This window comes from Phenylobacterium sp. (assembly GCF_030646615.1).
GTDB lineage: Bacteria > Pseudomonadota > Alphaproteobacteria > Caulobacterales > Caulobacteraceae > Phenylobacterium.
This window is the reverse complement of record NZ_JAUSLG010000095.1, coordinates 46975-72801: the sequence shown is the minus strand read 5'-3', so window position 1 is coordinate 72801 and position 25827 is coordinate 46975. Positions and strand designations below refer to the sequence as shown.

The following is a 25827-nucleotide window of genomic DNA, read 5'->3' as shown; positions in this document are numbered from 1 at the left end:
TCTGGGCTGTGCTGATCTCGCAGCGACGCGCACGAGGGCTGGGAAGCGGCATGAGACGAAAGATGGCGGGCTTGGCCCTGGCGGTCGTGCTGGGCGGATGCAACCCCGCAGATGACGCGCAGGCGCCGGCGGCCCCGGCCACGCCCCCGCCCGCGGCGGCGGTTGAGACGCCGGCCCCCTCAGCCGCGTTCACCGGGTTCAGCCACGTGCAGGATGAGAACCTGTTTGGGTATTACCTGCCAACCCAGGAGGTCCGCATTGGCGATCTGCGCCTCGATCACCTCCACATCGGCAGCGAGATGGAGTTCGTCGCCTGGGAGCAGGGCGAGCGGATGGAGACCTATGGGCCGGTCATGCTGCAGTTCTCCGACGTCTCCAGCCCGCTTGTGACCAACGAACTGGGCCAGGAAGCCCATAGCCGGCAGGTTCGAGTCCTGCCCAGCGCCTACAGGGTGGGCGAGGGCGACCTGCGTTTTGTCGGCTCGGCTCCTGAAATCGGCGAAGTCCGACTGGACGGCCAGCTCGATCTCGACCTGTTGCGACAGGCTCAGGCGGCCGGCCCGAGCGGCGGAGAGGCAGCGCCGCTGCTCCGCATCGCGGCGCAAATCGGGCCGGAGCGGCTGGAGACCCTGTCCTTCTTCTGGTTTGGCGGCGATTGACCGCCATGGGTGCTGGCGCCGAGAAGGCCGGCGCTCTATATCCGCGGCCTCAATGTCTGACGCACACGCCATCCGACTGAAGCGCCTGAAGTTCCGAGCCTGGCATCGGGGCTTTGTCGAAGCCGACCTCATCCTGGGGCCGTTCGTGGACAACCATGCCCGCGATCTGACCGAGGGTCAGCTTGATGAGCTCGAGCGCCTGCTGGATCAGCCCGACCACGACATCTATGCCTGGATCGTCGAACGAGTTCCCACGCCAGCTGAATTCGACGGCGAGATCATGAATATGATCAAAGCCTTCCGGGATGTTGCTCATAAGTCGCTTGGCGCGCCCCATGGCGGCTGACGGCGCAGGGCCGAGCGCCACCCAACTCAAGCGCATCAACACCGACCCCGAGCGCATCGATCTGGTCGGCGCGCCGGAGGGCTTCGACGCCCTGGTGATGGCCGACATCCTCCGCGCCCGCGGCGGTTTGAGCGTCTTCATCGCCCGAGATACCGCGCGGATGAGCGCATTCGCCGAGGCCTTCGCCTTTTTCGCCCCGGATGTGGAGGTCATGCGCCTCCCTTCCTGGGACTGCCTGCCCTATGACCGCATTGGGCCGTCGCCTGCCGTCGCCGCCCAGCGGATGACCACCTTGGCCCGACTCGCCGCGGGCGGGTTCGAGGCGAAAAAGCCGGCCCTGCTCGTGGCGGCCGTCCCGGCCATGATCCAGCGAGTTCCGCCCCGGGCTGCGGTCGACGCCGCCTCGTTCAGCGCCCATGTGGGCCGCCAGGTGCTGATCGCCGACCTGGAGCGCTACTTCGCGGTCAACGGCTATCAGCGGGCCTCCACCGTGTCGGAGCGCGGCGAGTTCGCCATCCGCGGCGGGGTCATCGATGTCTTTCCGCCGTCCGCCGACGAGCCGGTGCGCCTGGACATGTTCGGCGACATCCTGGAGTCGATCCGCGCCTTCGATCCGGAAACCCAGCGCTCCACCCGTCAGCTGACCGAGATCCGCCTGCTGGCGGTGAGCGAGGCCCTGCTGGACGCCGAGGCGGTGTCCCGGTTCCGTCGGGGCTATATCGAGGCCTTCGGCGCCGCGGGCGATGATCCCCTCTATGCGACGGTCAGCGAAGGCGGCCGGCGGGCCGGGATGGAGCACTGGCTGCCCCTCTACTACCCCGCCCTTGAGACCGTGTTCGACTATCTGCCGGCCGGGACCCTGATCGGGGTCGATCACCTGGCGGCCGAGGCCCGCGACGAGCGCCTGTCCATGGTCCACGACGCCTATTCGGCCCGGGCCGAGGCGGGCCGGAAGTCCAACTATCGTCCCCTGCCGCCCGAGCGCCTCTATCTTGACGCCGGCGAGTGGGAGCAGGCCGTGGCCGTGCGGCCGAACCGCCGATTCTCGGCCTTCAACGCCGTCGAGGGCGAGCAGGTCATCGACCTTGGCGCCCGGGCGGGCCGCAGCTTCGCACCCGAACGACAGCGCGACAGCGTCAACCTGTTCGAGGCCACGGTGGATCACGCCAAGGCCCTGACCGCGGCGGGCAAGCGCGTGCTGTTCGCCTCCTGGAGCGAGGGCGCGTCGGAGCGGCTCGGCGGGATGCTGGCCGACCACGGGCTGTCAAAGATCTCGCTCGCGCCCTACTGGCAGGCGGCCAAGGCGGCCGACCCGAAGACGCCGCAGCGGGTGGTCCTGCCGCTGGAGGCCGGCTTCGAAACCGACAAGCTGGCGGTCATTTCCGAGACCGACATCCTGGGCGACCGCCTGGCGCGGCCGCGCAAGCGCCGACGGGCGGCCAACTTCCTGGCCGAGGCCTCCGCCCTGACGCCGGGCGATCTGGTCGTCCATATCGAACACGGCATCGGCCGCTATGAGGGCCTGAAGACCCTCGACATCCAGGGCGCCCCGCACGACTGCCTGGAACTGCAATATGGCGGCGAGGCCAAGCTCTATCTGCCGGTCGAGAACATCGACCTCCTGAGCCGCTATGGCGCTGAGTCCGAGGGCGTGGTCCTCGACCGCCTGGGCGGCGCGGCCTGGCAGGCCCGCAAGGCCCGCGCCAAGGAGCGGCTGCGCGAGATGGCCGGCGGCCTGATCCGCATCGCCGCCGAGCGGGCGATGAAGGTCACGCCAGGTATCGATCCGCCGCATGGGGTATTCGACGAATTCTGCGCCCGCTTCCCCTATGAGGAGACCGAGGATCAGCTCAACGCCATCGGCGATGTGCTGACGGACCTGGCGTCTGGCCGGCCGATGGACCGCCTGATCTGCGGCGATGTAGGCTTCGGCAAGACCGAGGTCGCCCTGCGCGCCGCCTTCGTCGCGGCCATGAGCGGCCAGCAGGTCGCCGTGGTCTGTCCCACCACACTGCTGGCGCGGCAGCATTTCAAGACCTTCGAGGCCCGCTTCCAGGGCTGGCCGGTCAAGGTGCGGCGCCTGTCGCGCCTGGTCCCGCCCAAGGAGGCGGCCGAAACCCGCGAAGGGCTCAAGACCGGCGAGATCGAGATCGTCGTCGGCACCCATGCGGTGCTGTCCAAGCAGGTCGGGTTCAAGGACCTGGGCCTGGTGATCGTCGACGAGGAGCAGCACTTCGGGGTCAAGCACAAGGAGCAGCTCAAGGCGCTGCGGGCCGACGTGCACATGCTGACCCTGACCGCCACGCCGATCCCGCGCACCCTGCAGATGTCCCTGTCGGGCATTCGGGAGATGTCGATCATCGCCACTCCGCCGGTGGATCGCCTGGCGGTGCGCACCTACGTCACCCCGTGGGATCCGGTCACGGTGCGCGAAGCCCTGCTTCGGGAGAAGTACCGCGGCGGCCAGGCCTATTTCGTCACGCCCCGGATCGCCGACCTGCCGAACCTGGAGCGGTTCCTGCGCGAGCAGGTGCCCGAGGTGCGCTTCGTGGTCGGCCACGGCCAGATGGCGCCGACTCAGCTCGAGGAGGTCATGTCGGCCTTCTATGACGGCCAGTATGATGTGCTGCTCTCCACCACCATCGTGGAGTCGGGCCTGGACGTGCCCACCGCCAACACTCTGATCATCCACCGGGCCGACATGTTCGGCCTCTCGCAGCTCTATCAGATCCGCGGCCGGGTCGGCCGGGCCAAGGCCCGGGCATATGCCTATATGACCACGCCGGAGGACAAGCCGATCACCCTGTCGGCCGAGAAGCGGCTGCGGGTGCTGCAGTCCCTCGACAGCCTGGGCGCCGGCTTCCAGCTGGCCAGCCACGACCTGGACATCCGCGGCGGCGGCAACCTGCTGGGCGAGGAGCAGTCGGGCCATATCCGCGAGATCGGCGTCGAGCTTTACCAGCAGATGCTGGAGGACGCGGTCAACGAGCTGAAGGAGCTGGTCGGCGCCGAAGGGGTGGTCGACCGTGGCTGGTCGCCGCAGATCAACACTGGCGCCGCCGTGCTGATCCCCGAGGCCTATGTGCCGGACCTGAATGTGCGCCTGTCGCTCTATCGCCGCCTGTCGGACGCCGAGCAGGCCGCCGACCGGGAGGCCCTGGCGGCCGAGCTCATCGACCGCTTCGGCCCGCTGCCGCCAGAGACCGACCAGCTGCTCAAGGTCGTGGCCATCAAGGGCATGTGCCGTCAGGCCAATGTCTCGAAAATCGACGTGGGTCCCAAGGGCGCGGTCGTCACCTTCCGCAACGACGCCTTCCCAAACCCTGGCGGCCTGATCGAGTTCGTCCACCGCAACCAGATGGGTTGGCGTCTGCGGCCGGACAACAAGGCCGTGGTCAAGGGCGAGTGGGAGAGCCCCGAGCAGCGCCTGAACGCCGCCGAGCGCATCCTCACCGAACTTTCCAGGCTGGCGCTCGCAGCCTAGGTGGCCATGGCCTTGCGGGCGGCCTCTTCCAGGGCGCGGCCGGCGCCCTGGGTGGGGCTGACCTCGGCCACGCCGATATCGAACTCCACCACGAAGGGCGGCTTGCCGTCGCCGGCCTCGAAGGCCGTGCAGCCGATCACTGCGGCGATGCGCTCGCCGGCCGCCCGGGCGGCGGCCGCCGGCGTGGCGGGCAGGGCCAGGGCGAACACCTCGTGGCTCAGCCGTGCCGCGGTGTCTTCCACCCGCACCAGCCGGCCGATCATGGCGCCGATCTGCGGCACCGCGCGATCGAGCCAGCCCTGGGCGCGGGCCTCGGCCACCTCGGCGCGCTCGGACACCTTCAGCACGCAGACCGACAGGGGCCGGTTGCGAATGCGCGAGGCCTGGGCCAGGCGGCCCAGGTGAGCGGCGAAGAGGTCCCGGGTGAACAGGCCGGTGGCCGGGTCCATCAGGCCCGAGCTGCGGGCGTGCTCCAGGGCCTTGCGGGTGGCGGTCTGGCGGCGATAGGAGCGGGCCAGCTCCATCACCCGGCCAGCGGTCTCGCTCTCGGCCGTGCCGGGCGAGGCCACGTCGGAGACGCCCCGATGGAAGGCCTCCGACATGGTGAGGTAGGACTCCTCACGCATATAGAGCAGGGCGGGCACGTGGTAGAGGCGCGTGTTCCGCCGCATGCCTGCGGCGATGGACAGGGCCTCGTTGGGATTGTCGCCAGCCCACAGTACTACCGTGTCGAATGGCCGCTCGTGCAGATAGTCAAACGCCGTATAGGCGGTGAAGGCCCCCACCACCTCGGCGCCGCTGCGGGTCAGGGCGTTGGACAGGGCGAGGAACTGCGGCGCCGGCTCGCCGATCGCCAGCACGCGGAACGGCGCCGGGTCGATGTCGGCGGGCTCAAGGGCGCGGTTCTTTGCAGCGAAGGTCTCCTGGCGGAGCTCGTACTCCTCCTCGGCCACCGCCATCCGCACCAGGTTCTCAAGGCGCAGGACGGCCTGGGCCGGATGCAGCGGCGGGGCCAGGATCAGGTCGAAATCCAGGTCCTCGTCGTCCGGCGCGCCGATGGCCACCACAGGCAGGCGGCGCGGGGCGCAGGCGGCCTTCAGCCGTCGCGCCAGGGTGCGCGCCTCGGGCCCGCCGCTGTGCAGATCGACGATGGCGGCCTCAATCTGCAGATCGGCCAGGGCCGCGATGCCCGCATAGGGTCCCCGGGCAGTGATCGTGCGCCAGCCGAGGCGGTCAAGCCCCTCGGCCAACGGACCGGCCAGTCCATCGTCTCGCGCGATGATCAGGACACGCGCCTGGACGCCTGCGGACATTCTCTGCACCTTTGACGCAAACAACTCCCCGGCTTCTGTCCGCCCGGGCGGCAGAATCGGAGTTCGAGACGATATCCCGCCGCAGAGGCGTGGGCGAGGGACGAGGCCGCAAGCCTCGCATCTGGAGGAGGGGCCAATGGTCGCGGATCAATCGTTGCAGGGCAAGGTGGCGTTGGTCACCGGAGCCTCCGGAGGCCTGGGCGCCCATTTCGCCCGCGTCCTGGCCCGCGCCGGCGCCGAGGTGGTGCTGACCGCGCGGCGTCTGGACCGCGTGGATGCGGAGGCCGGGGCCATCAATGCGGCTGGAGGGCGCGCCCATGCGCGGGCCCTGGACGTGGCCCATGTCGGCGAGATCGGGCCGCTGTTCGACGCCGTGGCCGCCGAGATCGGACCCGTCGCCATCCTCGTCAACAATGCCGGCGTGGGCGGGGAGGGCCGAGCGCTGGACATCACCCCGGAGGCCTGGGACCAAGCCTTCGACGTCAATGTGCGCGGCGTCTTCTTCTGCGCGCAGGCCGCCGCCCGGCAGATGATCGAGCGCGGCGTGGCGGAGGAGGGGGGCGCGCGGATCGTCAACATCGCCTCCATCGCCAGCCACACCGTGTTGCCGGGCCTGCCGGCCTACTGCGCGTCCAAGGCGGCCGTCGCCATGCTGACCAAGTCCCTGGCCCGCGAATGGGCGCGGCACGGCATCGCCGTCAATGCGCTGTGTCCCGGCTATGTGGAGACCGACATCAATGGCGCGTGGTTCGCCACCGAGGCCGGTCAGCGCCAGATCAAGGGCTTTCCGCGCCGCCGGCTGATGGAGGCCGACGACCTCGACGCCGCCCTGCTGATGCTGGCCGGCCCCGCCGCGCGGGCGATCACCGGGACGCTCGTCACCATCGACGATGGCCAGTCGCTGCCCTGAGCGGCTTGGCTGACGGCGCGTCACGGGCTCTAGACTGTCCGCAAAATCAGTGACGGGAGATCGCACATGGGCCAGGGACCGCTATCGGGGCTGAAGGTCATCGAGTTCGCCGGGATCGGGCCGGGTCCCTTCGCGGGCATGCTGCTGTCGGACCTGGGGGCCGACGTCGTGCGGATCGACCGCATGGGCAAGGGCCGCGCCTCGCCGGCCGACGTCACCGCCCGGGGCCGCCGCTCGGTGGGGATGAACCTGAAGTCGCCTGAGGCCATCGAGGCCTGCCTGAAGCTGATGGAGGGCGCCGATGCGGTGTTCGAAGGCTTCCGGCCGGGCGTCATGGAGCGGCTGGGCCTCGGCCCCGACGTCGCGCTGAAGCGCAATCGCAAGCTGGTCTATGGCCGGATGACCGGCTGGGGCCAGACCGGCCCCTATGCTCACGCCGCCGGGCACGACATGAACTACATCGCCATCACCGGCGCCCTGGACGCCATCGGCACGCAGGACAAGCCGGTGCCGCCCCTGAACCTGGTGGGAGATTTCGGAGGCGGCGCCCTCTATCTGGCGTTCGGCCTGCTGGCCGGGGTGATCCACGCCCGGGAAAGCGGCCAGGGCCAGGTGATCGACTGCGCCATGAGCGACGGGGCCGCCTCGTTGATGGCCATGTTCTACGGCTTCAAGGCCTCGGGCATGTGGTCGCCGGGGCGGCGCAACAACATGCTCGATGGCGGCGCCCACTTCTACGACACCTATCAATGCAGCGACGGCAAATGGGTCTCGATCGGATCGATCGAGCCGCAGTTCTACGCGCTTCTGCTGGAGAAGACCGGAATCACCGACCCGGCGTTCCAGAAACAGATGGACCGCGGGGAATGGGAGGGCCTGCGGGTCAAGCTGGCCGAGGTCATTTCGCGCAGGACCCGGGACGAATGGACTGAGATCATGGGCGGCACCGATGTGTGCTTCGCCCCGGTCCTCGATATGGATGAGGCGCCGAGTCACCCCCACAACCAGGCCCGGCAGACCTTTGTCGAAGTGTCCGGAGTCGTGCAGCCGGCGCCTGCGCCGCGGTTCTCCGCCACACCCGGCGCCATTCAGGGGCCGCCGCCAGCCATCGGCGCCCATGACGAAACGGCGCTTGCGGACTGGGGATTCTCGACCGCCGAGCTTGCAGCTCTGCGCCATGCCGGCGCCATGGCTGAGCCGGCGTAAGTCCATGAACGGGAAGGCTTAACTCCGTTCAGATGCGGTTCAGCCGGCGGGCTCAATAGTGTCCCCAGGTTGAACGCCGCGCTCTCCCGTCCCTCGAAGCGGCGCCGACCCGATGGCTGACACGCCCATCGATGGCGCGCCTCCGGCTTGGCCGGGGGCGCGTCCTCACCTTTGACGGGATGCTTGCGCCGTCTCCCATTCCTTGATCAACCTGCGCCCATGTCGATCCACCAGGAGCTGGACCGCTTGAGCTTGCGTGGCTGGGACCCGATTCATGCGGGGCGCCTGGGGCTATCCACGCTCGGGCGCTCCCTGACCCGACTGTGGGGTCGAGACGTGATGCTCTATGTGGGCGGCACGTCCTTCTTCATCATGCTCGCCATCTTCCCCGCCGTGGCTCTGCTGATCGGGGCCTACAGTCTGCTGGCCGATCCGGCCCAGGCCGAGTTCCAGGCCGAAGCCCTGGCGCGGCTGATGCCCACTGGCGCCCGGGACCTGTTCCAGGCTGAGCTGGAGCGTCTGGCCCATGCGCCGCGGGACGCCATCTCGGCCCAGAGCGGTGTGGCGCTGGTCATCGGCGCCTATGCCGCCCATCGCGGCTTCAAGGCCCTGCTGGCGGGTCTGTCCTTCATCCATGACGAGCCCGATCCCCGGGGGTTCGTCGGTTTCAACCTGATGGCCCTGATGGTCCTGCTGGCGGCGGCCGCCATGATGGGACTGGTTTCGTCCCTGTTCCTAGGGCTGCGTGTGGCGGCGGCGACCATGGACCTGAGGCCCCTGGCCGGCGTCTCCTGGCTCTACAGCGAATGGACCTGGGCCAGCGCCGGCCTGACGCTGGGGATGAGCCTCATCTATCGCTACGCGATGTCGCGCCGCACGGTGGCGTGGCGGGCCTCGGTCTGCGGTGGGTTCTCGGCGGCCATGCTCTGCCTGTTCGCCTCCTGGGCCAGCGCCTTCTATGTGGAGCAGATCGCCCATCTCGGCGCGACCTATGGCTCGGTCACCGCCGTTGTGGTGTTCCTGATCTGGCTGTCCTGGAGCGTCAACGCGGTCTTTTTCGGGGGCGCCCTGGCCACGGAGATCGAGATCCGGCTGGACGAGCACCGCCGCCTCAGCCTCCTGCGGGACCTTCGCCCCCAGAGCCCGAGACTGACTTCTCGACCAGGAAGCTGAGCGCGCCGTCACGCGCCTCCTGGGCGATCACCACGGCGCCGACCGCAGCGGCGAAGTGGGGCACATCGATACGGGCCAGGGGGTCGTCGGCCAGCAACCGCACCCGCGCGCCCGGCGGCGCAGCCTCGAGGGCGCGCCTGAGGCGCAGGGTGGGCACCGGGCACCGGTGACCCCGGGCGTCGACGAGGATTTCGGGGGCTGACATGCCGCCCCCTTAACGCTGTGGCTCGCGGGACGAAAGCACCCGCGCCTGATTTCCTGCTGCGGCTTTGCGTCCGGCCTGACGTTTTGCGCGTTAGGCCGGCGGCTCGCGAGAGGAGAGGCAAGTCCATGGCCCGCCCCGACGTCTTCGTCACCAATGTCCCCGCCCGGCTCGATCGCCTGCCCTGGAGCCGGTTCCACTGGCTGGTGGTGGCGGCCCTGGGGGTCACCTGGATTCTCGACGGCCTGGAGGTGACCCTGGTCGGCTCCCTCTCGCCGGCCATCGCCGGCTCGGACGGCCTGAACCTCACCGCCACCCAGGTCGGCCTGACCGGCAGCGCCTATATTCTCGGCGCGGTGGTGGGGGCCTTGCTTTTCGGTCGGCTGACCGATCGGTTCGGGCGCAAGAAGCTCTTCACCGCCACCGTCTTCGTCTACATGATCGCCACGATCGCCACGGGGTTCTCGTGGGATTTCTGGTCCTTCATGGTCTTCCGCTTCCTCACCGGCGCTGGCATTGGCGGCGAATACGGTGCGGTGAATTCCGCCATCCAGGAACTGATTCCCGCCCGGCGGCGGGGCTTCACCGACCTGGTCATCAACGGCAGCTTCTGGGTCGGGGCCGCCATTGGGGCACTGGCCTCGATCTTCCTGCTCAATGCGACCTTCATCGACCAGGAGCTGGGCTGGCGGCTGGCCTTCATCATCGGCGGCCTGCTGGCCCTGATCATCATCTGGATCCGGCGCTTCATGCCCGAGAGTCCGAGGTGGCTGATGACCCACGGCCGCGAGGCCGAGGCCGAGGCCATCATCGCCGAGATCGAGGCGCGGGTGGAACGGTCCACCGGCCAGAAGCTGCCGCCGCATGAGAGCCTGCAGAGCCTGCGCCTGATCCGGCGCACGACGACCAGCTGGCTTGAGATCGCCAACACCCTGGTGCGACGGTATCCCCACCGGACGGTGCTGGGCGTGGTGCTGATGGCCACCCAGGCCTTTTGCTACAACGCGATCTTCTTCACCTACGCCCTGATTCTCACGCGGTTCTATGGGATTGCCCCGGCCAGTATCGGCTGGTTCATGCTGCCCTTTGCGATCGGCAACTTCATGGGGCCGCTGCTGCTCGGGCGGTTCTTCGATTCCTGGGGTCGCAAGCCGATGATCAGCCTGACCTACGGCGTGGCCGGCGTGCTGATGTGCATCACCGGCTGGATGTTCAGCGCGGGCCTGCTGTCGGCGCCGGCCCAGACGGCCGCCTGGACCGTGATCTTCTTCTTCGCGTCGGCCGGCGCCAGCGCAGCCTATCTCACCATCGGCGAGAGCTTCCCCCTGGAGATCCGGGCGGTGACCATCTCCATGTTCTACGCCTTTGGCACCCTGATCGGCGGGGTCGGGGGCCCGGTCCTGTTCGGCGCGCTGATCGACACCGGGGAACGCAGCCAGATCCTCTGGGGCTATCTGCTGGGCGGCGGGCTTATGGTGATGGCGGCGCTTGTGGAGATGAAGCTGGGCGTGGCGGCCGAACGTCGGCCCTTGGAGGAGGTGGCGCCGCCCCTGTCGCAGGCGCCCGATGACGTTCCCTGACGTCGCGGCGGGACGCGCGCCATGATCGCGCCACAGGCCCTGCCCTAGGCTGGGCGGCGCGGGCGCTTTCCCCTGTTTCTGTGGAAGCTTGGAGCCAATGGCCAAGCCTGCGCATTATCGCCGGACCTTCGTGACACGTTCATCAGATTCTCCCTCCGCGACCGGCCCAGTGGCCGCCCCAACACGCCGCCCCAAGGCGCGATGGCTCGTGCTTGGGGTGGTGGCCGTGCTGCTGATCGCCCTGGCCATCGCCTACGCGGCCCGCCGGCACCTGGCGCGGGAGGCCCTGGTGGGCTGGCTGCAGGGGCGTGGCATCGAGGCCGACGCCAGCTTCGAGGCCCTGGGCCCCCGCGGCCTGGTCGGCGAACTCCGGATCGGCCCGGCCGAGTCGCCCATCATCACCGCGGCCCGAGCGGAGGTGAGCTACCGCCTGACCGGACCCTGGCGGGGCGAGGCCTTTGGGGTGGAAATCGCCCGTATCCGGCTGGAGCGGCCGGACATCCGGATACAGCTGACGGAGCGTGGCGTCAGCCTTGGCCAACTTGATCCCCTGATCGCCGACTTCCGCGCCCGCCCGGCGCGGGCCGACGGCCCCGCGCCGGAGATCGTGGTCGAGGACGGGGTGTTGCGGGTCACGCATGCCTCCGGACAGGCGGTCATCCATGCCGACGCCCATATGTCTCAAGGAGTCCTCGTCAGCCTTTCAGGGCGCATGGAGCCGACGCGGTTCGAAACCGCCGCCCTGATGCTGGACATCGCCGACGCCCGCGTTGGTCTGGTGACGCGGGATTCGCGGACCAGCCTGAGCTTCGTCGGCGCGCTCAAGTCCGGACGCCTGGGCGAGGCCACCTTCGGCGCCGGCGCCCTGAACCTGGCGGCGGCCGCCGCCTATCCCGATCTGGAGGCCCAGGCCATCGACGGGCCTGTGGTTCTTGTCGCCGATCTCAACGCCGCCGAAGTGTCGCACGGCGAGATCAAGGGCGAACGCCTGCGCCTCAATGGCAGTTTCCGCGGCGAGGCGCAGGGCGCCCTGGACCGGTTGAGCCTGCGGGGCCGGACCTCCCTCACCGCCAGCGGCGAGGGCCTGTCGACGGCAGGCGCCAGCCTCGGCGCGATCGAAATGTCCGCAGCCTCCGATGACCTGGCCTGGCGGCGGGGGGAGGGCGGCGGCGTAACCGGCGCCGTGCGGACCAGCCTGCAGGCCGAAGACGTGACGTCCGGCGACCTCGCCTTGGACCGCGCCAGCGCCAATCTCGACGGGGCGGCGGCCTATGACGCCGAGGGCTTCACCCTGGACCTGTCGGGACCCGTGGCGGCGGCCGGCGGCTGGGGCGGCCTGGGCAGGGTGGCCGCGGATGACTTCCCTGAACTTGCCGCGATAAAGCGCGCGGCGGCCGACTTCAGCCTCGCAGCCGCAGGCGTCAGGATCGGCCTTGGGAACAATGGCTTGCAGGTTGGCCTGGCCCAGTCGGCCACAGTGCGAACGGGTTCAGGGGCCCTGGTCCGGGTTAGCCCACGACCAGACGCCCCGCTCTATGGCGCGCAGGGCGGCGCCCTGAATATCTCGACCTCCGGGGGCGGGTTGCCGCGCATCGAGGCTCAGGTCGCCGGCTACAACCTCAACGGCGGGACGCTCAACGCCACCACGCGTCTGGCCTTCGAGACCGACCTTGGTCCCTTGCGAGGCATGAAGGGCGAGACCCAGGGGCGCCTGAACGTCACCAATGGCCGGACAGCCTTCCTCGCCAGCGCCTGCGCGCCCTTCGAGATGGCCAGGCTGGAGACCGGCGACACCAGCGTCATCGACATCGAAGCCCAGCTTTGTCCTACCGATCAGCCTCTGGTCGTCGTCCAGGGCGGGCAGTGGGTTCTGGACGCTGCGGCCAGGGCCGCCAGCGCAGACATCCCCTTCCTCCAGGCCCGCGCCAGCGAAGCTGCGGCCGATCTTCGGTTGGGCGCCAACCGGGGCGGTCTGTTTGTCGAGGCGAAGGTGGATCGCGCCACGGTCTCCGACACCAGCCCCGAGCCCCGCTTCCATCCCCTCGACCTGACCGGCGTGGCCGGCCTGCAGGCCGACGCCTGGACCGGCGCGCTGGACCTCGCGTCCGGCGGCTATCAGGTGGCCGAGGTGGCCCTGCGGCACAACGGCGTCAGCGGGACCGGCGGCGTGAGCATCGACACCGGAACCCTGGCCTTCACGGCCGAAGGCCTGCAGCCCGCCGCGCTGTCGCCCCTGGCCGAAGTGATCGGCGAACCCGTCGAGGGAACCGTCCTGTTCACGGGCGCCATCGATTGGAACGCCGAAGGTGTCCAGAGCCACGGACGCCTCGATGTGCCCAGTCTCGACTTCAAGAGTCCTGCCGGCGCCGTGCAGGGGTTGAGCGGCCAGATCGATTTCACCAGCCTGGTTCCCCTGCAGACGGCGCCGGATCAGACCCTGACCGCCGATGTGGTCCAAGCCCTGGCGCCGCTCACCGGCTCGAAGGTGATCTTCCAATTGCTGCCCGATGAGCTGACCCTCTCAGAGGGCGCATTCGAGGTGGGGGGCGGGGTGGTACGCATCGCGCCCATGTCCATTCCGCTCGACCAGACCCAGTCCTGGCGCGGCGAGCTGGTGATCGAGGCGGTCCAACTCTCTGAGTTCGTGGAGGCCACCCCCTTCGCCGACCGGGTCGATCTGGACGCCGTGGTCAGCGGGCGCTTACCCTTTGTGATCGGACCCGAGGGGATCACCTTCATCCAGGGCAAGCTCACAGCCATCGCCCCGGGGCGCCTGTCGATCCGTCGGGAAGCCCTGACCCAGGTGGACGCCACCGGGGGGGCGGCGACGGCGACGGCGGAGGGGCTTGGCGATCAGGCCGTGCCCGTCGCCCAGGCGGACCAGGCCAACGCCGCGGTCGATTTCGCCTATCAGGCCATGGAGGATCTGGCCTTCGATCTGCTCGACGCCGAGGTCAACAGCCTGCCTGGCGGACGACTGGGGGTGCTATTCAAGATCCGGGGCGAGCATAGTCCGCCGCAACGGCAGGAGATTCGTCTGACCCTGGGGGAGCTGATCAGCCGCAGCTTCCTCAACAGAGAATTGCCCCTGCCGTCGGGCACGAAGGTGGATTTGACACTGGACACCTCGCTCAACCTGAATGAGCTGTTGGCCGACTATGCGGCGGCTCAGGACGTTGACGGTTCAGGCGCGGTTCAGCCGCCTGCGCCAGAATGAACTCGAACGCTGAAACTCGCACACCCGAGGGAGCCGTGATCTTGACGACGACAAAGAGACATATGATCGGGGTGCTGATGGGCGCCTCGGCCCTGGGGGCCGCGCTCGGCGCCTGCACGCCGACGGTGCGGGTCCAGGTCGACCCCATCAATATCTATGCAAAGCTGGACGCCGATGTGCGCGTGCGCCTGGACGAAGATGTCCGGGCGTTGATCCAGCAGAACCCGAACCTGTTCTAGGGGATGCTCATGACCCGCATGAAATACCTGGCCCTCGCCGCCGCCATTCTGGGCGCCGCTGGGGTCGTCACCGTCGGCGCCGTCGCCGGTCCGGCCTTCGCCCAGAGCGCCCAGGCTAAGGCTCTGGTGGACGCCGCCAAGGCGCAAGGCACGGTCGGCGAGAAGAACGACGGCTATCTCGGCTTTGTCAGCGGCTCGGGCGACGCTGCTCTGCAGGCGGCGGTCAACGAGATCAATGCTGGCCGGGCGGCCCTCTATCGCCAGGCCGCAGCCCGCAACGGGGTCTCCGTCGCGGCGGCTGGCGCGGCGGCTTTCACCGAGGTGGTCACCTCCCGGCTTCGGCCCGGGGAGTACTACCAGAGCGCGGACGGCGCCTGGCGCCAGAAGTAGCATCGCTTAGCGGCCCTCATGGCGATCCAGTCCACGCGTATCCGCGCGCTGAAGGACGCCCCCGAGGGCCGCGACGCCCGCTACGTCCTCTATTGGATGCAGTCGTCCCAGCGCGCGGAATTCAACCCCGCCCTGGAATATGCGATCGAAGAGGCCAACCATCGCGGCCTGCCCGTGCTGGTTGGCTTTGGCCTGACCGAGGCCTATCCCGAGGCCAGCGCCCGCCACTACGCCTTCATGCTGCAAGGCCTGGCGGATGTGGCGAAGGCGCTTGCGGCGCGCGGGGTTGGCTTCGTCATCCGCAAGGGTGAGCCGGACAAGGTCGCCCTGGACCTGTCGCGGCAGGCGGCTCTGGTCGTCTGTGACGCGGGTTATCTTCGCCTGCAGCGGCAATGGCGGCGCGATCTTGCCGAGGCCATGGACCGGCGGCTCGTCCGGATCGAGGGCGACGTGGTCGTGCCGATCCTGCAGGTGTCCAACAAGGCCGAATATGCGGCCCGCACGATCCGCCCGAAAATCCACAAGCTTTGGCAGGACTATCTGGCGCCCTTGCGCCGCCGCGAGGTGCGCCACAGGATGGCGCACGCCCCGGCCTGGGAGATCGATCTGAGCGATGTCCCGAGGGCGGTCGCAGCCCTGGACATCGACCACGGCGTGGCGCCGGTTCGACGCTTCAGGGGCGGGGAGGTCGAGGCGCGCCACAGGTTGCAGGCCTTCGTCAATGGCGGCCTCGCCCGCTATGGCGACGAGCGTGGCAAGCCGGAGACCGAGGCGGTCTCCTATCTCAGCCCCTATCTGCACTATGGCCAGATCTCGCCGGTGGAGATCGCACTGGCGGTCCGCGACGCCGAGGGGGCCGACAGCGAGACCAAGCGTGTCTATCTCGAGGAACTGATCGTGCGGCGGGAACTCGCCATCAATCACGCCTGGTGGGCGCCCGCCGACTACGACAGCTATGATCGGCTACCGGAATGGGCGCGGCTGACGCTGGACGCTCATGAGGCCGATCCGCGGCCCCACCATTATGCCGAAGCGCAGTTGGAGGCGGGCGAAACCCACGATCTCTATTGGAACGCCGCCCAGCGCGAGATGGTCGCGACCGGCTATATGCACAACCGGCTGCGGATGTACTGGGGCAAGAAGATCCTGCAGTGGTCGGCGAGCCCGAGGGTGGCGTTCGACACCATCCTGCGGCTCAACAACCGCTATCTCCTCGATGGCCGCGACGCTAATTCCTACACAAATGTCGGCTGGATCTTCGGTCTGCACGACCGGCCCTGGCCGCCCCAGCCGGTGTACGGAACCGTCCGCTCCATGGGCCCGAACACCTTCAAGAGCTTCGACGCAGAAGCCTATGTGGATCAGGTCGATCGGCTGGTGGCCGCCGAGCAGGTCTAGGCCGTCTGCGCCTCGGGCTCGGCGGCTTTCGCAGCCTCGGCAGCGGCTTCCTCGGCCAGGTAGCGCTCGCGGATCTGCGCCGCCGGTTCATTGTAGAAGAAGGGCAGGAAGCAATAGCGCCTGCCAGAGGTGACCGGCGTCGCCTCGTGCATCAGTGAACAGGAAAACACCACGGCCCCCCCGGTCGGCGGCCGATAGATTTTCGAACCGAACTCCGGAAAGCGAAGATCGCCGCCTTCATGGTCCTCGGCATTGAGGTTGATGGAGCAGGCGAACTGGCGATGGGCGGTCGCCTTGGTCGTATTGTCCCGATGGGGCTGGAAAAAGCCGCCGCCCTCGGAATCGTAGCAGGCCACCAGATAGCGTTCGACCCGGGTCACTTGGAACTGGAAGGCCTTGGCGATCTCGGGCAATAGCCGCGCGGCGAGTTTCTGGCGGAGCATGGCCCGCAACCCCTCGTCCTCGACCATGGCGTCCCGGCGGCGCTTGGTGTGGTCCATCACCGGCGCCACGCGGCCGTTGATTTCGCGCATGACCCCGGACGGGCGTCCGCCATGGCTGTCGTAGAAGTCGATGAGCTGACGACAGACATCAAGCTCAAGGATGCGGGGCACGACCAGCACCGGGGCATGGATTGGCGTCCCTGCATGATCGTCAGGCTGCGGCAGGCGCTCCACCAAGCTCATGATCTTCGCCCCGGCCTCGATGGGCGCGACGGCGTAGATCCGCATGGAAGGATCGATGATCACCCAGTGCGGCTGAGGCGCCCCCTCGGGGCTAAGGGCGTGGTAGCGGCGGGAGACCTGTCCCTGGGGATCGAAGAACCACCGCAGGGCGCGGGTGTTCTGGGCCCTGGCGATGGTGGCGTCGTCCCGCGCCACGGCAAAGGCGTAGACCTTGGTGTCGTCAAACAGGGCGCTGTTGGCCCGCAGGTGAGCGAGCGCGATCTCCCGCGCCTCACCAGGCTCGGGCAGGAAGACCATGAGCATGAAGCGCCCGCCGAGACTGCCGAAGGCGAACTCGGGATTGACCGGTGAGGGCGTGACAAACCACGGGGCAGGCTGTCCAGGACGCAGCATGTGGCGGCCTAGGCTCGCCCGTAGGCGGAATGAGGTGTGCGGGGGGCCATCTGTGACTTCCGTCGTGCGAGACGCGGAAGAGGCCGGGCGCAGCTTCATGTGGCAAGCATAAGAAGCTTATAAGCCCGTCTATAACCTCGTCATAATTGACGGTGCGTATGGGCTCTTGCAGGTTGCCGCTCGGTCGGCCGCTACCGACCTGGTTCGTCGGCTTCGCCGTGCCTCACCCCCTGGGCGTTGTCGGCTGGGCCGGCGGACCCTTGGGATTTCGGCCTCGGGGCGTTCAGGGGCCTGCATGTCACACATGATTTCGAGTTGGCTCCGCCGCCGCCCAAGGCTGGTGGGCTATGTCGCGGCCATTCTCATCGTGCTGTTCGCCAACCTCCTGGCGCTGATCGCCGACCAGGCGCTGGGCTATGCCCGCGTCTCGATGATCTTCCTGGGCGGCGTGCTGGTGGTGGCCGTCGTGTTCGGCTCGGGCCCAGCCTATCTGGCGGCCGTCCTTGGGTTCGTCAGCTATAATTTTTACCTCGTCGAGCCGCGCTTCACCTTCGGCGTGGAGTCCGAGGACATCATCATCCTCATCGTTTTCCTGGCCGTCGCCATGATGACCGGCGGCCTGGCCGGGCGGGTGCGCGACGAAGCCATCCGTGCGCGGGAGCGGGCCCGAACCAGCGCCGTACTTTTCCAGGCCGGGCGGGACTTCGCCGGCATGGGCGAGGAGGCGGCCATAGCCGAACGTCTGGCGGCCGGCCTCGCCGAGGCGGCTCAGGGGCCGGCGGTGGTGCTGATCGATGGCCAAATCTACGGAGCGGCGCACGCCGCCCTGCCATCAGGCCTGGCCGATATCCTGGCCGTCTTCGATGCTCCGGGCGCCACCTCGGCGCAGGAGGGGGACTGGCGACTGCGCACCCTCTGGGCCGAGGATCGCCGGCTCGGCGCAGCGGCGTGGCGCAGTCCCGGCTCGGCCGGCGACCTGGATGAGGTTCCGTTGATCCATGTCCTTCTGGACATGGGCGCGACCGCAATGGCGAGGGCCCGGCTGAGCCGCGCCTGGGCCGAGATCGAAGCCACCGACCGCACGCAGTCACTTCGCAACGCCCTCCTGTCCTCGATCTCGCACGACCTGCGTACGCCGCTCGCCTCCATCCTGGCCTCGGCCAGCAGCCTGCGGGCGTTCGGCGACGCCTTTGACGCCGAGGTGCGCAATGATCTCCTCGATACGATCCAGGAAGAGGCCGAACGCCTGAACGCCTTTGTCGGCAATCTGCTGAACATGACCAAGCTGGAGGCTGGCGCGCTGGCGATCCAGGGGACGCCGTTCGAGATGGCCGAGAGCCTGGATCGCCTGGTCGGCCGTTTTGAACGACGACGGGGTGGCCGGGCCATCGAGTTCAGCGTCGAGGGGGATCGCCTCGTGGCCCTGGGAGATCCGATTCTCTTCGAACAGGCCTTGAGCAACGTGCTGGAGAACGCCCTGAGGTTCAGCCCGGAGCAGGGGGCCGTCGAAGTCAGCCTGCGCCGATTGGACGAGATGCTGGTTGTCGAGGTGGCCGACGCAGGGCCAGGGGTTCAGAGCGATGAACTGTCCCGCATATTCGAGAAGTTCTACCGGTCGAAATCAGCCAATGAAAACCTCCAGGGCGCTGGCCTTGGCCTGTCGATCGTCAAGGGCCTGATCGAGGCCATGGGCGGCGTGGTGACCGCCCGCGACCGTGGTGACCGTAGTGGCCTGGTCGTGTCTCTGATGCTGCCGAGGGCCAAGACATGAGCGCCGAGGGACGCCTGCTGCTGGTCGATGATGAGCCGCAAATTCTGCGGGCGCTACGGCCCGCGCTCACCGCGGCCGGTTACGACGTCGCCACCGCCGAAAGCGGGACCGCGGCCCTGGCCCACCTGGCGGTCGAGGCGTGTGACGTCGTGATCCTCGATCTTGGCCTGCCCGACATGGACGGCAAGGACGTCATCGCCCACATCCGCGAGTGGTCGGACGTGCCGATCGTGGTCCTGTCGGCCCGGGACCTGGAGACCGAAAAGATCGCCGCCCTCGATCTCGGCGCCGATGATTTCGTCAACAAGCCCTTTGGCGTCGGCGAACTGCTGGCCCGCATCCGCGCCTCTGTCCGCGGCCGTGACCGGCGGTTGTCAGGCCAGGCCAGCTTCCGCAGCGCAGAACTTGAAGTGAATTTCGCCACGCGGCGCGCCTTCATCCAGGATCAGGAAATCCGCCTAACGCCACGGGAATATGATCTCGTCCGGGCGCTCGCCCGGCACGCGGGACGCGTGGTCACCCACAAGCAGCTGATCGCCGCCGTCTGGGGGCCGCAGGCGACGGTAGATGCGCAATTCGTCCGGGTTCTGGTCGCCCAGCTGCGTCAGAAGCTTGAGGAGAATCCCGCCGCGCCCCGGGTTCTGCTGACCGAACCCGGGGTCGGCTATCGCCTGGCCACCGACGAGGACGCCTGAGGCGGCGACCGCGCGCGGCTCAGTGCCCCTTCCGGTCCGTCAGCTTGCCGAAGGTCCGATCGAGCGCTGAAGCGAGCTTGTTGAGCGCGCCGGCGGTCGCTTGGTCGATGGAGCCTGCATTCTCCGAGACCGTAATGGGGTTCAGACCTGAGGGACGAGCCTCCAGCACGCAGCGCTTGTCGGCGCCCTCGGTCCGCGGTCCGTTTTCGTCACCCAGGTGAGCCTCAATTCGCGTCAGCCGAGATTCGAACCGCGACAGGCGAGCGCGGATATCGCGCTCAACGCTGGCGATGAGGGCGTCGCGACCCTCGACATTGTTCGACGTATTGACCTGGACGTGCACGGAATACTCCCAAAATTGCGTAGAAACTCGAAGGGCGTCGGACAGATCAGCGCGCCTTTCGCGATCGTTCCAACACAGGCCTTTGCCCCTCCGCATCCAGCGCGCCGGAAGGCGCAATTGTCGCATTGGGGTTGGGCGTCATGCCTTCATCGGCGGTCTGTCCGGCTTGAGGGTGCTGCGGCGGATCAGCCTGGTCCTTGAGTTTCATCGCCTTGGCGGCTTCTTCCACCTGGGCGGCGGGTTTCTCTGCGGCGCTCATGGGTTCTCCTGGATTGAAGACCGATCGGTGCGGCCTGGTCCTAAGGAAATCCCTCCCGTCGCCGGGCGTTGCATACCAATAGCGTGAACAGGCGCGGCTGATCGGTCCTATCGCCGCCGGACGGCGATGGCCGACAGGTCTCGCGCGGGGTCGATGGGAACGCCGGCCGCCTTACGCTCGGAGTAACGGTCCACCAGGCCCTGGGCGTGGGGACGGGTGAGGATGGTGAAGCGAACCAGCTCCTCCATCACATCGACGATCCGGTCGTAATAGGCCGAAGGCTTCATCCGGCCGGCTGCGTCGAACTCCTCATAGGCCTTGGCGACGCTGGACTGGTTGGGGATGGTGATCATCCGCATCCAGCGCCCCAGGAGGCGCAGGGTGTTCACCGCGTTGAAGCTCTGCGAGCCGCCCGACACCTGCATCACCGCCAGGGTGCGTCCCTGGGTCGGGCGCAGGCCGCCCATGTTCAGCGGCAGGTGGTCGATCTGCAGCTTCATGATCCCCGTCACCTGGCCGTGACGCTCGGGACTGCACCACACCATGCCCTCCGACCACATGGCGTGCGCCCGTAGCTCAGCCACCGCCGGATGATCGTCGCCAACCACCTGATCGGGGAGGGGGAGATCGGCGGGATCGAAGATACGCGTCTCGCAACCCATGAACCGAAGCAGGCGGGCCGCCTCCTCCACACAGAGCCGCGAAAAGGCCATGGGGCGGAGGGAGCCGTAGAGCAGCAGGATCCGCGGCGGATGGTCTTGCGGTCCCAGGCCCAAGGCCGGACGTCGGGCCAGGAAGGCGGGGTCCAGGGCCGGGAGGTGATCGGGGTCGGACAGGTCTCGCAGACGGCTCACGCGGCGTCCTCCCGGCCCGGCGCGGTGTCCGGGAAATAGCGGCGGCCCAGCCAGAGCGCGACCGAGACCAGCAGGACGAGGACCGGCACCTCCACCAGCGGCCCGATCACCGCGGCGAAGGCCACCGGCGAGCTCAGGCCGAAGGCGGCGATGGCCACGGCGATGGCCAGCTCGAAATTGTTGGAGGCCGCGGTGAAGGCCAGGGCCGTGGTGCGGGGATAGTCGGCCTCGATCAGCTTCCCCATCAGGAAACTGACCACGAACATGACGAAGAAATAGATGGCCAGCGGCACGGCGATCCGCAGGGCGTCGAAGGGCAGGGCGACCACATCCCCGCCCTTGAGGCTGAACATGGCCAGGATGGTGAACAGCAGCGCCGCCAGGGTCAGGGGCGCGATCCTGGGCAGGAAGCGGGTCTCGTACCAGTCGGCGCCGCGGGCGCGGACGAGCACACGCCGGGTCAGAAAGCCGGCCAGAAACGGGAGTCCCAGATAGATCAGCACCGCGCCCGCGATGGTCCAGAAGCTGACCGCCACCACGCTGCCCTCCAGGCCGAAGAGGGGCGGCAACACCGTCAGGAAGACCCACGCATAGAGGCTGAAGAACAGGATCTGGAAGACCGAGTTGAAGGCGACCAGGGCCGCCACATACTGGTTGTCGCCCCGGGCCAGCTGGTTCCAGACCAGCACCATGGCGATACAGCGGGCCAGGCCGATCAGGATGACGCCGGTCATGTATTCCGGCTGGTCGCGGAGGAAGATGACGGCCAGGGCGAACATCAGGACCGGGCCCAGCACCCAGTTTTGGAACAGCGACAGGGCCAGGACCCGCTTATCGGCGAAGACCCGGGGCAGTTCCTCGTACTTCACCCGCGCCAGCGGTGGATACATCATCAGGATCAGGCCGATGGCGATGGGGATGTTGGTCGAGCCCACCGACAGCCTGTCGAGCCAGGCCGGCAGGCCGGGCACGACCGTCCCGAGCAGAACCCCCAGGCCCATGGCGACGAAGATCCAGAGGGTCAGCCAGCGGTCGAGGAAGGACAGGCGCCGCGGCGCCGCTGGCGAAACGACATCCGCCATCAGCGCACCCGCCGGCCGTCAGAATCGACGACCACCTCGCCGTCCTCCTTGGCGAAGGGCTTCAGCCCCTCGGCCGGCAACAGGTCGAGCACGGTTTCAGAGGGCCGGCACAGCTTCACGCCGACGGGGCTGACCACGATCGGGCGGTTCATCAGGATCGGATGGGCCTCGATGGCGTCGAGCAGGGCGTCGTCGGTCAGGTTCGGATCATCGAGTCCGAGTTCGGCATAGGGCGAGCCCTTCTCTCGCAGGATCTCGCGGACGCCCACCCCCATCCGCGCGACGAGTTGAGCGACAAGCCCCCGGCTCGGCGGAGTCTTCAGGTATTCCACCACATGCGGCTCGATCCCCACATGGCGGATGAGCTCCAGCACGTTGCGCGACGTCCCGCATTCGGGGTTGTGATAGATGACGATGTCCATGGGCGCCTCAGTCGCAGCAGGGGGCAAGTTCGGCCAGAAGCGGCGCGCAGATGTCGGCGCGGCCGCCGCAGCAGTCTTTCAGCAGAAACAGGACCAGGGTCCGCAGACCCTCCAGGTCCGCGCGATAGATGATCGAGCGGCTGCGCCGCTCGGCAGTCACCAGGCCGGCGCGGGACAGGACCGCGAGGTGGGACGACAGGGTGTTGGCCGGCACGCCTACCGCCTCGGCGATCTCTCCAGCCGGCCGGCCATCAGGCTCATGCCGCACCAGCAGGCGGAAGACCTCCAGCCGCGTAGGCTGGGCGAGGGCGGCGAGGGCCAGGATCGCGGATTCGGATTCCATACTTCCAATATTATCGAATTAATGCCGGAAGCAAGGCCTCGGCCGCCGCGGTTGGACGTGAAATTCGCACCAACGGCGGATGATTGCCCAGCCGCAGCGCGGCCAGGGATGGTACGGCGATTTTGGCCTTGGCCCCCCTGATGCGCCCCGCCGCCGGGCCTGTTACATGGGGGAATCGGCCGGGGGGTTATTTTGGGGCGAGCGATCGTGGCGACGAAGGATACCCGCAAGGCCATCGTGCTCAGCGCAGGTCAGGGCCGGCGGCTGTCGCCGCTGACCGACGATCGGCCCAAGTGCCTGATCGACCTGTCCGGACGCAGCGTGCTGCACTGGCAACTGCTGCACCTCCACGCCGCAGGCCTGACCGAAGTGGTGGTGGTGACGGGCTTTCGCGCCGATCTGGTCGAGGCCGAGATCGCCGGCCTGGACCTGCCCGGCATGCCGGTGCGCACCCTGTTCAACCCGTTCTATGGGGTGACGGACAACCTCGCGACCTGCTGGCTCGCCCGCGGCGAGATGAGCGGCCCCTTCCTGCTGCTGAACGGCGACACCCTGTTCGAGCCGGCCATCGCGCAAAGCCTGCTGGCGGCGCCGCCCGCGCCGGTGACCGTGACCATCGACCGCAAGAGCGCCTATGACGCCGACGACATGAAGGTGCTGACCGAAGGCGGCCAGCTGCGCGCCATCGGCAAGACCATCCCGGCCTTCGACGCCGAATCCATCGGCTTCCTCCGCTTCTCGGCCGAGGGAGCGGCAACCTTTGTCCGGACGGTGGAGGCGGCCCTTCGCACGCCTGAGGGTTTGAAGCGTTGGTATCTCAGCGTCATCAACGAGATGGCGGCTGATCCTGACGCGGTGGCCGTGGCCTCCATCGAGGGCCTGGACTGGGCCGAGATGGACTTCCCCGAAGACGTGCCGCGCAACCTCGCCCTCACCAAGGCCTGGACCCAGCTCAAGGTCGCCGTCTAGGCGCTAGCCGTCAGGCGCCGCACCAGATCCAGGTCGGCGGGCTTGTCCACGTCCACGGCCGCCAGGCCGTGTCGGGTGCGCACGGCGCAGGCCCGAACGCCGGCCTTGCGCCCCAGGCGCGCGACAGCCTGATCCAGGGTCAGCCGGCCTGTGAGATAGGCCAGCAGCATGCCAGGCCCCAGCAGGGCGGCGATCTTCCAGGGCTGCTTGCGCCGGGCCTCCACCTGCCGCCACAGGGCGACGGCGCTCAGGGCGGATTCAGTGTGCAGATAGAACAGATTGCAGCCGGAATACCGCCCGTCGCGGAAGGCAAGATAGGTCCGCCTCCCGTCTGGCGCCGCAGCCCTGACCTCGCCTTCCGGCGCCAAAAGGGCGGCGATATCGGCGTCTGCCGGAACGCCGGCCAGGAAGTCCTGCACCCATTCTGGACGCAGCATGGCGTGATCGGCCGTGGTCACCAGCAGGGGAAACCCCATGGCCTGGGCGCCCTGGGCCACGCTCAGGCTCGGGCTGTCGGCGGCCGGGATGATCTCCAGTCTGGCCGAGGTGGCGATCTGTCCTGCGGCTTCGATAACGGCCGGGTGCGACGTGCAGACGCCGATGGAAACCGCTCCGGCGGCCGTCAGGGCGTCGATCACCCGGGCCAGCAGGGTCTGACCCTGAAGGGTGATCAGGCTCTTGTGGGGCACGTCCGCATAGGCCAGCAGGGGATCGATTTCGGGACGCGAGCCGGCCAGGACCAGGGCGCGGAACGCGGTCACCCCAGGTCCTTCTGATAGATCCGGTAGGTCTTGTAGACCTTGCCCCCCAAGGAGACACAGATGCGGTTCATCGGCGCATTGTCTTCCAGGATCCAGGACAGCTCATAGGTCTGGTAGCCCAGGGCGCGGGCCTGGGTGGCGCCAGCGTCCATCAGCTGGAAGGGCAGCATCTGCCCCCGCAAGGTGTCGGCGAACTTCCGCTTGACCCCCATCAGCGGAATGCGGACCGACTTCACCCGGGCGACCTTGAGCCGCCAGAGCAGCTTGGCCCAGCCGAAGGGGAACAGGCGGCCGTCCAGGTCGGCGATGGCTTCGTTCACATTGGGCAGCAGGACCACGAAACCGGCGGTCTCGCCGTCGATCTCGGCGAACCAGATCATCTTCGGCTCGATCACCGCCCGCAGGGATTTGCCCAGTTGCGCGGTCTCGGCCTCGGTCGTCGGCGTGAACCCCCAGTTGCCGCTCCAGGCGTCGTTAAGCACCTCGGTCATGGCGGCGACCTCGGCGTCATAGCGGCTCATGTCCAGCATCCGCAGGGTGACGCCGGCGGCCGGCCCACGGCGCACCCGGCGCAGGATGTGCGGCGGGATGTCGTCGCTCATCTGGCAGAGATAGGCGTAGACATCCTTGGCCTTGCCATAGCCCTGGGCCTCGATCCGACCCCCGACATGGGGCTGGTCGTGGCCCATCAGCACCATGGGCGGGGTGTCGAAGCCGCCCACCAACAGCCCGACCTCTTCATTGACCGACAGGTTGAACGGGCCCAGCACGCGCAGGCAGCCGCGCGCCTTCAGCCAGGCCTCGGCCGTGGCGAACAGGCCTTCGAACACCTCGGGATCATCCTCCCCGGCGATGAGGCCGAAATGGCCGGCGGGCCGCTCCGGGTCCTGGGGCGCCAGGCGATCGATCTGGGCGCTGATGCGTCCCACGTCGCGGCCGCCCCGCGAGGCGATCCAGAAGGCGACCTCGGCGTGCTCGAAGAAGGGGTTGCCGGCCGGGCTGAAGGCCGCCAGGCGCTCGCTGACCAGCGGCGCGATCCAGGCCGGGTCGTGGGCGTTGAGGCGCATGGGCACGGCGATGAAGCGGCGCATGTCGGCCTTGGTGATCACCTCCCGGATGACCAGGGGGGCGG

At 68.3% G+C, this 25827-nt stretch carries 25 protein-coding genes; 14 read left to right on the top strand and 11 right to left on the bottom strand.

Annotated elements, in window-relative coordinates; translation table 11 throughout:
* Nucleotides 1-50: 50 nt before the first annotated feature.
* Genes Q7S93_RS17125 through mfd form a run of 3 tightly spaced genes read left to right on the top strand, consistent with a single transcriptional unit; the run spans nt 51 to nt 4489 of the window.
* A complete protein-coding gene (locus Q7S93_RS17125) occupies nt 51-659 on the top strand; it encodes a hypothetical protein (protein WP_304715547.1) in 609 nt (202 codons plus the stop codon).
* A 52-nt stretch (nt 660-711) separates the two neighbouring features.
* Nucleotides 712-1005 carry an FAD assembly factor SdhE gene (locus Q7S93_RS17120; protein WP_304715542.1) on the top strand — a complete coding sequence of 98 codons (294 nt, stop codon included), beginning with the start codon at nt 712-714 and terminating at the stop codon, nt 1003-1005.
* The gene (gene mfd / locus Q7S93_RS17115) at nt 995-4489 is read left to right on the top strand and encodes a transcription-repair coupling factor (RefSeq protein ID WP_304715535.1); all 3495 of its coding nucleotides are present in this window, start codon (nt 995-997) and stop codon (nt 4487-4489) included. Before Q7S93_RS17120 ends, mfd begins: the two co-directional genes overlap by 11 nt.
* Here the strand turns inward: mfd and Q7S93_RS17110 are convergent.
* The gene (locus tag Q7S93_RS17110) at nt 4486-5802 is read right to left on the bottom strand and encodes a diguanylate cyclase domain-containing protein (protein WP_304715523.1); all 1317 of its coding nucleotides are present in this window, start codon (nt 5800-5802) and stop codon (nt 4486-4488) included. The genes mfd and Q7S93_RS17110 overlap by 4 nt on opposite strands.
* 136 nt (nt 5803-5938) lie before the next feature.
* Between Q7S93_RS17110 and Q7S93_RS17105 the strand changes: the two genes are divergently transcribed.
* From Q7S93_RS17105 to Q7S93_RS17095, 3 genes are all read left to right on the top strand, one after another.
* Nucleotides 5939-6712: an SDR family NAD(P)-dependent oxidoreductase gene (locus Q7S93_RS17105; RefSeq protein WP_304715513.1), complete on the top strand. Its 774-nt coding sequence runs from the start codon at nt 5939-5941 to the stop codon at nt 6710-6712.
* 66 nt (nt 6713-6778) lie between these two features.
* Nucleotides 6779-7918, top strand: a complete 1140-nt coding sequence (locus tag Q7S93_RS17100; RefSeq protein ID WP_304715510.1) for a CaiB/BaiF CoA transferase family protein — start codon at nt 6779-6781, stop codon at nt 7916-7918.
* Nucleotides 7919-8164: 246 nt separating this feature from the next.
* Entirely contained in the window at nt 8165-9091 is a 927-nt protein-coding gene (locus tag Q7S93_RS17095) for a YihY/virulence factor BrkB family protein (protein WP_304715505.1), read from the top strand.
* On the opposite strand, the gene Q7S93_RS17090 is transcribed toward Q7S93_RS17095, so the two are convergent.
* Nucleotides 9030-9296, bottom strand: a complete 267-nt coding sequence (locus tag Q7S93_RS17090) for a sulfurtransferase TusA family protein (RefSeq protein ID WP_304715500.1) — start codon at nt 9294-9296, stop codon at nt 9030-9032. The two genes, Q7S93_RS17095 and Q7S93_RS17090, sit on opposite strands and share 62 nt — an antisense overlap.
* A 125-nt stretch (nt 9297-9421) precedes the next feature.
* Here Q7S93_RS17090 and Q7S93_RS17085 point away from each other — a divergent pair, with 125 nt between their 5' ends.
* The 5 genes from Q7S93_RS17085 to Q7S93_RS17065 all read left to right on the top strand — a co-directional run bounded on the left by Q7S93_RS17085 (nt 9422) and on the right by Q7S93_RS17065 (nt 16117).
* On the top strand, nt 9422-10873 hold the full coding sequence (locus tag Q7S93_RS17085) for an MFS transporter (protein WP_304715497.1): 1452 nt from the start codon (nt 9422-9424) through the stop codon (nt 10871-10873).
* A 208-nt stretch (nt 10874-11081) separates the two neighbouring features.
* The gene (locus Q7S93_RS17080; RefSeq protein WP_304715495.1) at nt 11082-14090 is read left to right on the top strand and encodes an intermembrane phospholipid transport protein YdbH family protein; all 3009 of its coding nucleotides are present in this window, start codon (nt 11082-11084) and stop codon (nt 14088-14090) included.
* 62 nt (nt 14091-14152) lie between these two features.
* Nucleotides 14153-14329, top strand: coding sequence for a YnbE family lipoprotein (locus Q7S93_RS17075; RefSeq protein ID WP_335650192.1), 177 nt, complete (start codon nt 14153-14155; stop codon nt 14327-14329).
* 9 nt (nt 14330-14338) lie between these two features.
* Entirely contained in the window at nt 14339-14719 is a 381-nt protein-coding gene (locus Q7S93_RS17070; RefSeq protein WP_370652198.1) for a YdbL family protein, read from the top strand.
* 18 nt (nt 14720-14737) lie between these two features.
* Complete coding sequence (locus Q7S93_RS17065) at nt 14738-16117, top strand: deoxyribodipyrimidine photo-lyase (RefSeq protein ID WP_304715481.1); 1380 nt, start codon at nt 14738-14740, stop codon at nt 16115-16117.
* Here Q7S93_RS17065 and Q7S93_RS17060 read toward each other — a convergent pair.
* Complete coding sequence (locus Q7S93_RS17060) at nt 16114-17196, bottom strand: 2OG-Fe(II) oxygenase family protein (RefSeq protein WP_304715478.1); 1083 nt, start codon at nt 17194-17196, stop codon at nt 16114-16116. The two genes, Q7S93_RS17065 and Q7S93_RS17060, sit on opposite strands and share 4 nt — an antisense overlap.
* A 295-nt stretch (nt 17197-17491) precedes the next feature.
* Here Q7S93_RS17060 and Q7S93_RS17055 point away from each other — a divergent pair, with 295 nt between their 5' ends.
* Entirely contained in the window at nt 17492-18967 is a 1476-nt protein-coding gene (locus Q7S93_RS17055; RefSeq protein WP_304715476.1) for an ATP-binding protein, read from the top strand.
* Entirely contained in the window at nt 18964-19662 is a 699-nt protein-coding gene (locus Q7S93_RS17050; protein ID WP_304715472.1) for a response regulator, read from the top strand. Before Q7S93_RS17055 ends, Q7S93_RS17050 begins: the two co-directional genes overlap by 4 nt.
* A gap of 19 nt (nt 19663-19681) precedes the next feature.
* On the opposite strand, the gene Q7S93_RS17045 is transcribed toward Q7S93_RS17050, so the two are convergent.
* The 6 genes from Q7S93_RS17045 to Q7S93_RS17020 all read right to left on the bottom strand — a co-directional run bounded on the left by Q7S93_RS17045 (nt 19682) and on the right by Q7S93_RS17020 (nt 22965).
* A complete protein-coding gene (locus Q7S93_RS17045) occupies nt 19682-20005 on the bottom strand; it encodes an HPF/RaiA family ribosome-associated protein (protein ID WP_304715469.1) in 324 nt (107 codons plus the stop codon).
* Nucleotides 20006-20051: 46 nt separating this feature from the next.
* On the bottom strand, nt 20052-20264 hold the full coding sequence (locus tag Q7S93_RS17040; protein WP_304715467.1) for a hypothetical protein: 213 nt from the start codon (nt 20262-20264) through the stop codon (nt 20052-20054).
* Nucleotides 20265-20371: 107 nt separating this feature from the next.
* Nucleotides 20372-21118, bottom strand: a complete 747-nt coding sequence (gene arsH / locus Q7S93_RS17035) for an arsenical resistance protein ArsH (RefSeq protein WP_304715465.1) — start codon at nt 21116-21118, stop codon at nt 20372-20374.
* Nucleotides 21115-22200, bottom strand: a complete 1086-nt coding sequence (gene arsB / locus Q7S93_RS17030; RefSeq protein ID WP_304715462.1) for an ACR3 family arsenite efflux transporter — start codon at nt 22198-22200, stop codon at nt 21115-21117. Before arsB ends, arsH begins: the two co-directional genes overlap by 4 nt.
* On the bottom strand, nt 22200-22622 hold the full coding sequence (gene arsC / locus Q7S93_RS17025) for an arsenate reductase (glutaredoxin) (RefSeq protein WP_304715461.1): 423 nt from the start codon (nt 22620-22622) through the stop codon (nt 22200-22202). The genes arsB and arsC overlap by 1 nt, the downstream gene beginning before the upstream one ends.
* 7 nt (nt 22623-22629) lie before the next feature.
* Nucleotides 22630-22965 (bottom strand): ArsR/SmtB family transcription factor, encoded by a 336-nt coding sequence (locus Q7S93_RS17020; protein WP_304715460.1) that lies wholly within the window; start codon nt 22963-22965, stop codon nt 22630-22632.
* A 207-nt stretch (nt 22966-23172) separates the two neighbouring features.
* On the opposite strand from Q7S93_RS17020, the gene Q7S93_RS17015 reads away from it, so the two are divergent.
* Nucleotides 23173-23934, top strand: coding sequence for a phosphocholine cytidylyltransferase family protein (locus tag Q7S93_RS17015; protein WP_370652197.1), 762 nt, complete (start codon nt 23173-23175; stop codon nt 23932-23934).
* Here the strand turns inward: Q7S93_RS17015 and Q7S93_RS17010 are convergent.
* Nucleotides 23931-24695, bottom strand: a complete 765-nt coding sequence (locus tag Q7S93_RS17010; RefSeq protein WP_304715459.1) for an NTP transferase domain-containing protein — start codon at nt 24693-24695, stop codon at nt 23931-23933. The genes Q7S93_RS17015 and Q7S93_RS17010 overlap by 4 nt on opposite strands.
* Entirely contained in the window at nt 24692-25786 is a 1095-nt protein-coding gene (locus Q7S93_RS17005; RefSeq protein ID WP_304715610.1) for a dATP pyrophosphohydrolase, read from the bottom strand. The genes Q7S93_RS17010 and Q7S93_RS17005 overlap by 4 nt, the downstream gene beginning before the upstream one ends.
* Nucleotides 25787-25827: the final 41 nt, after the last annotated feature.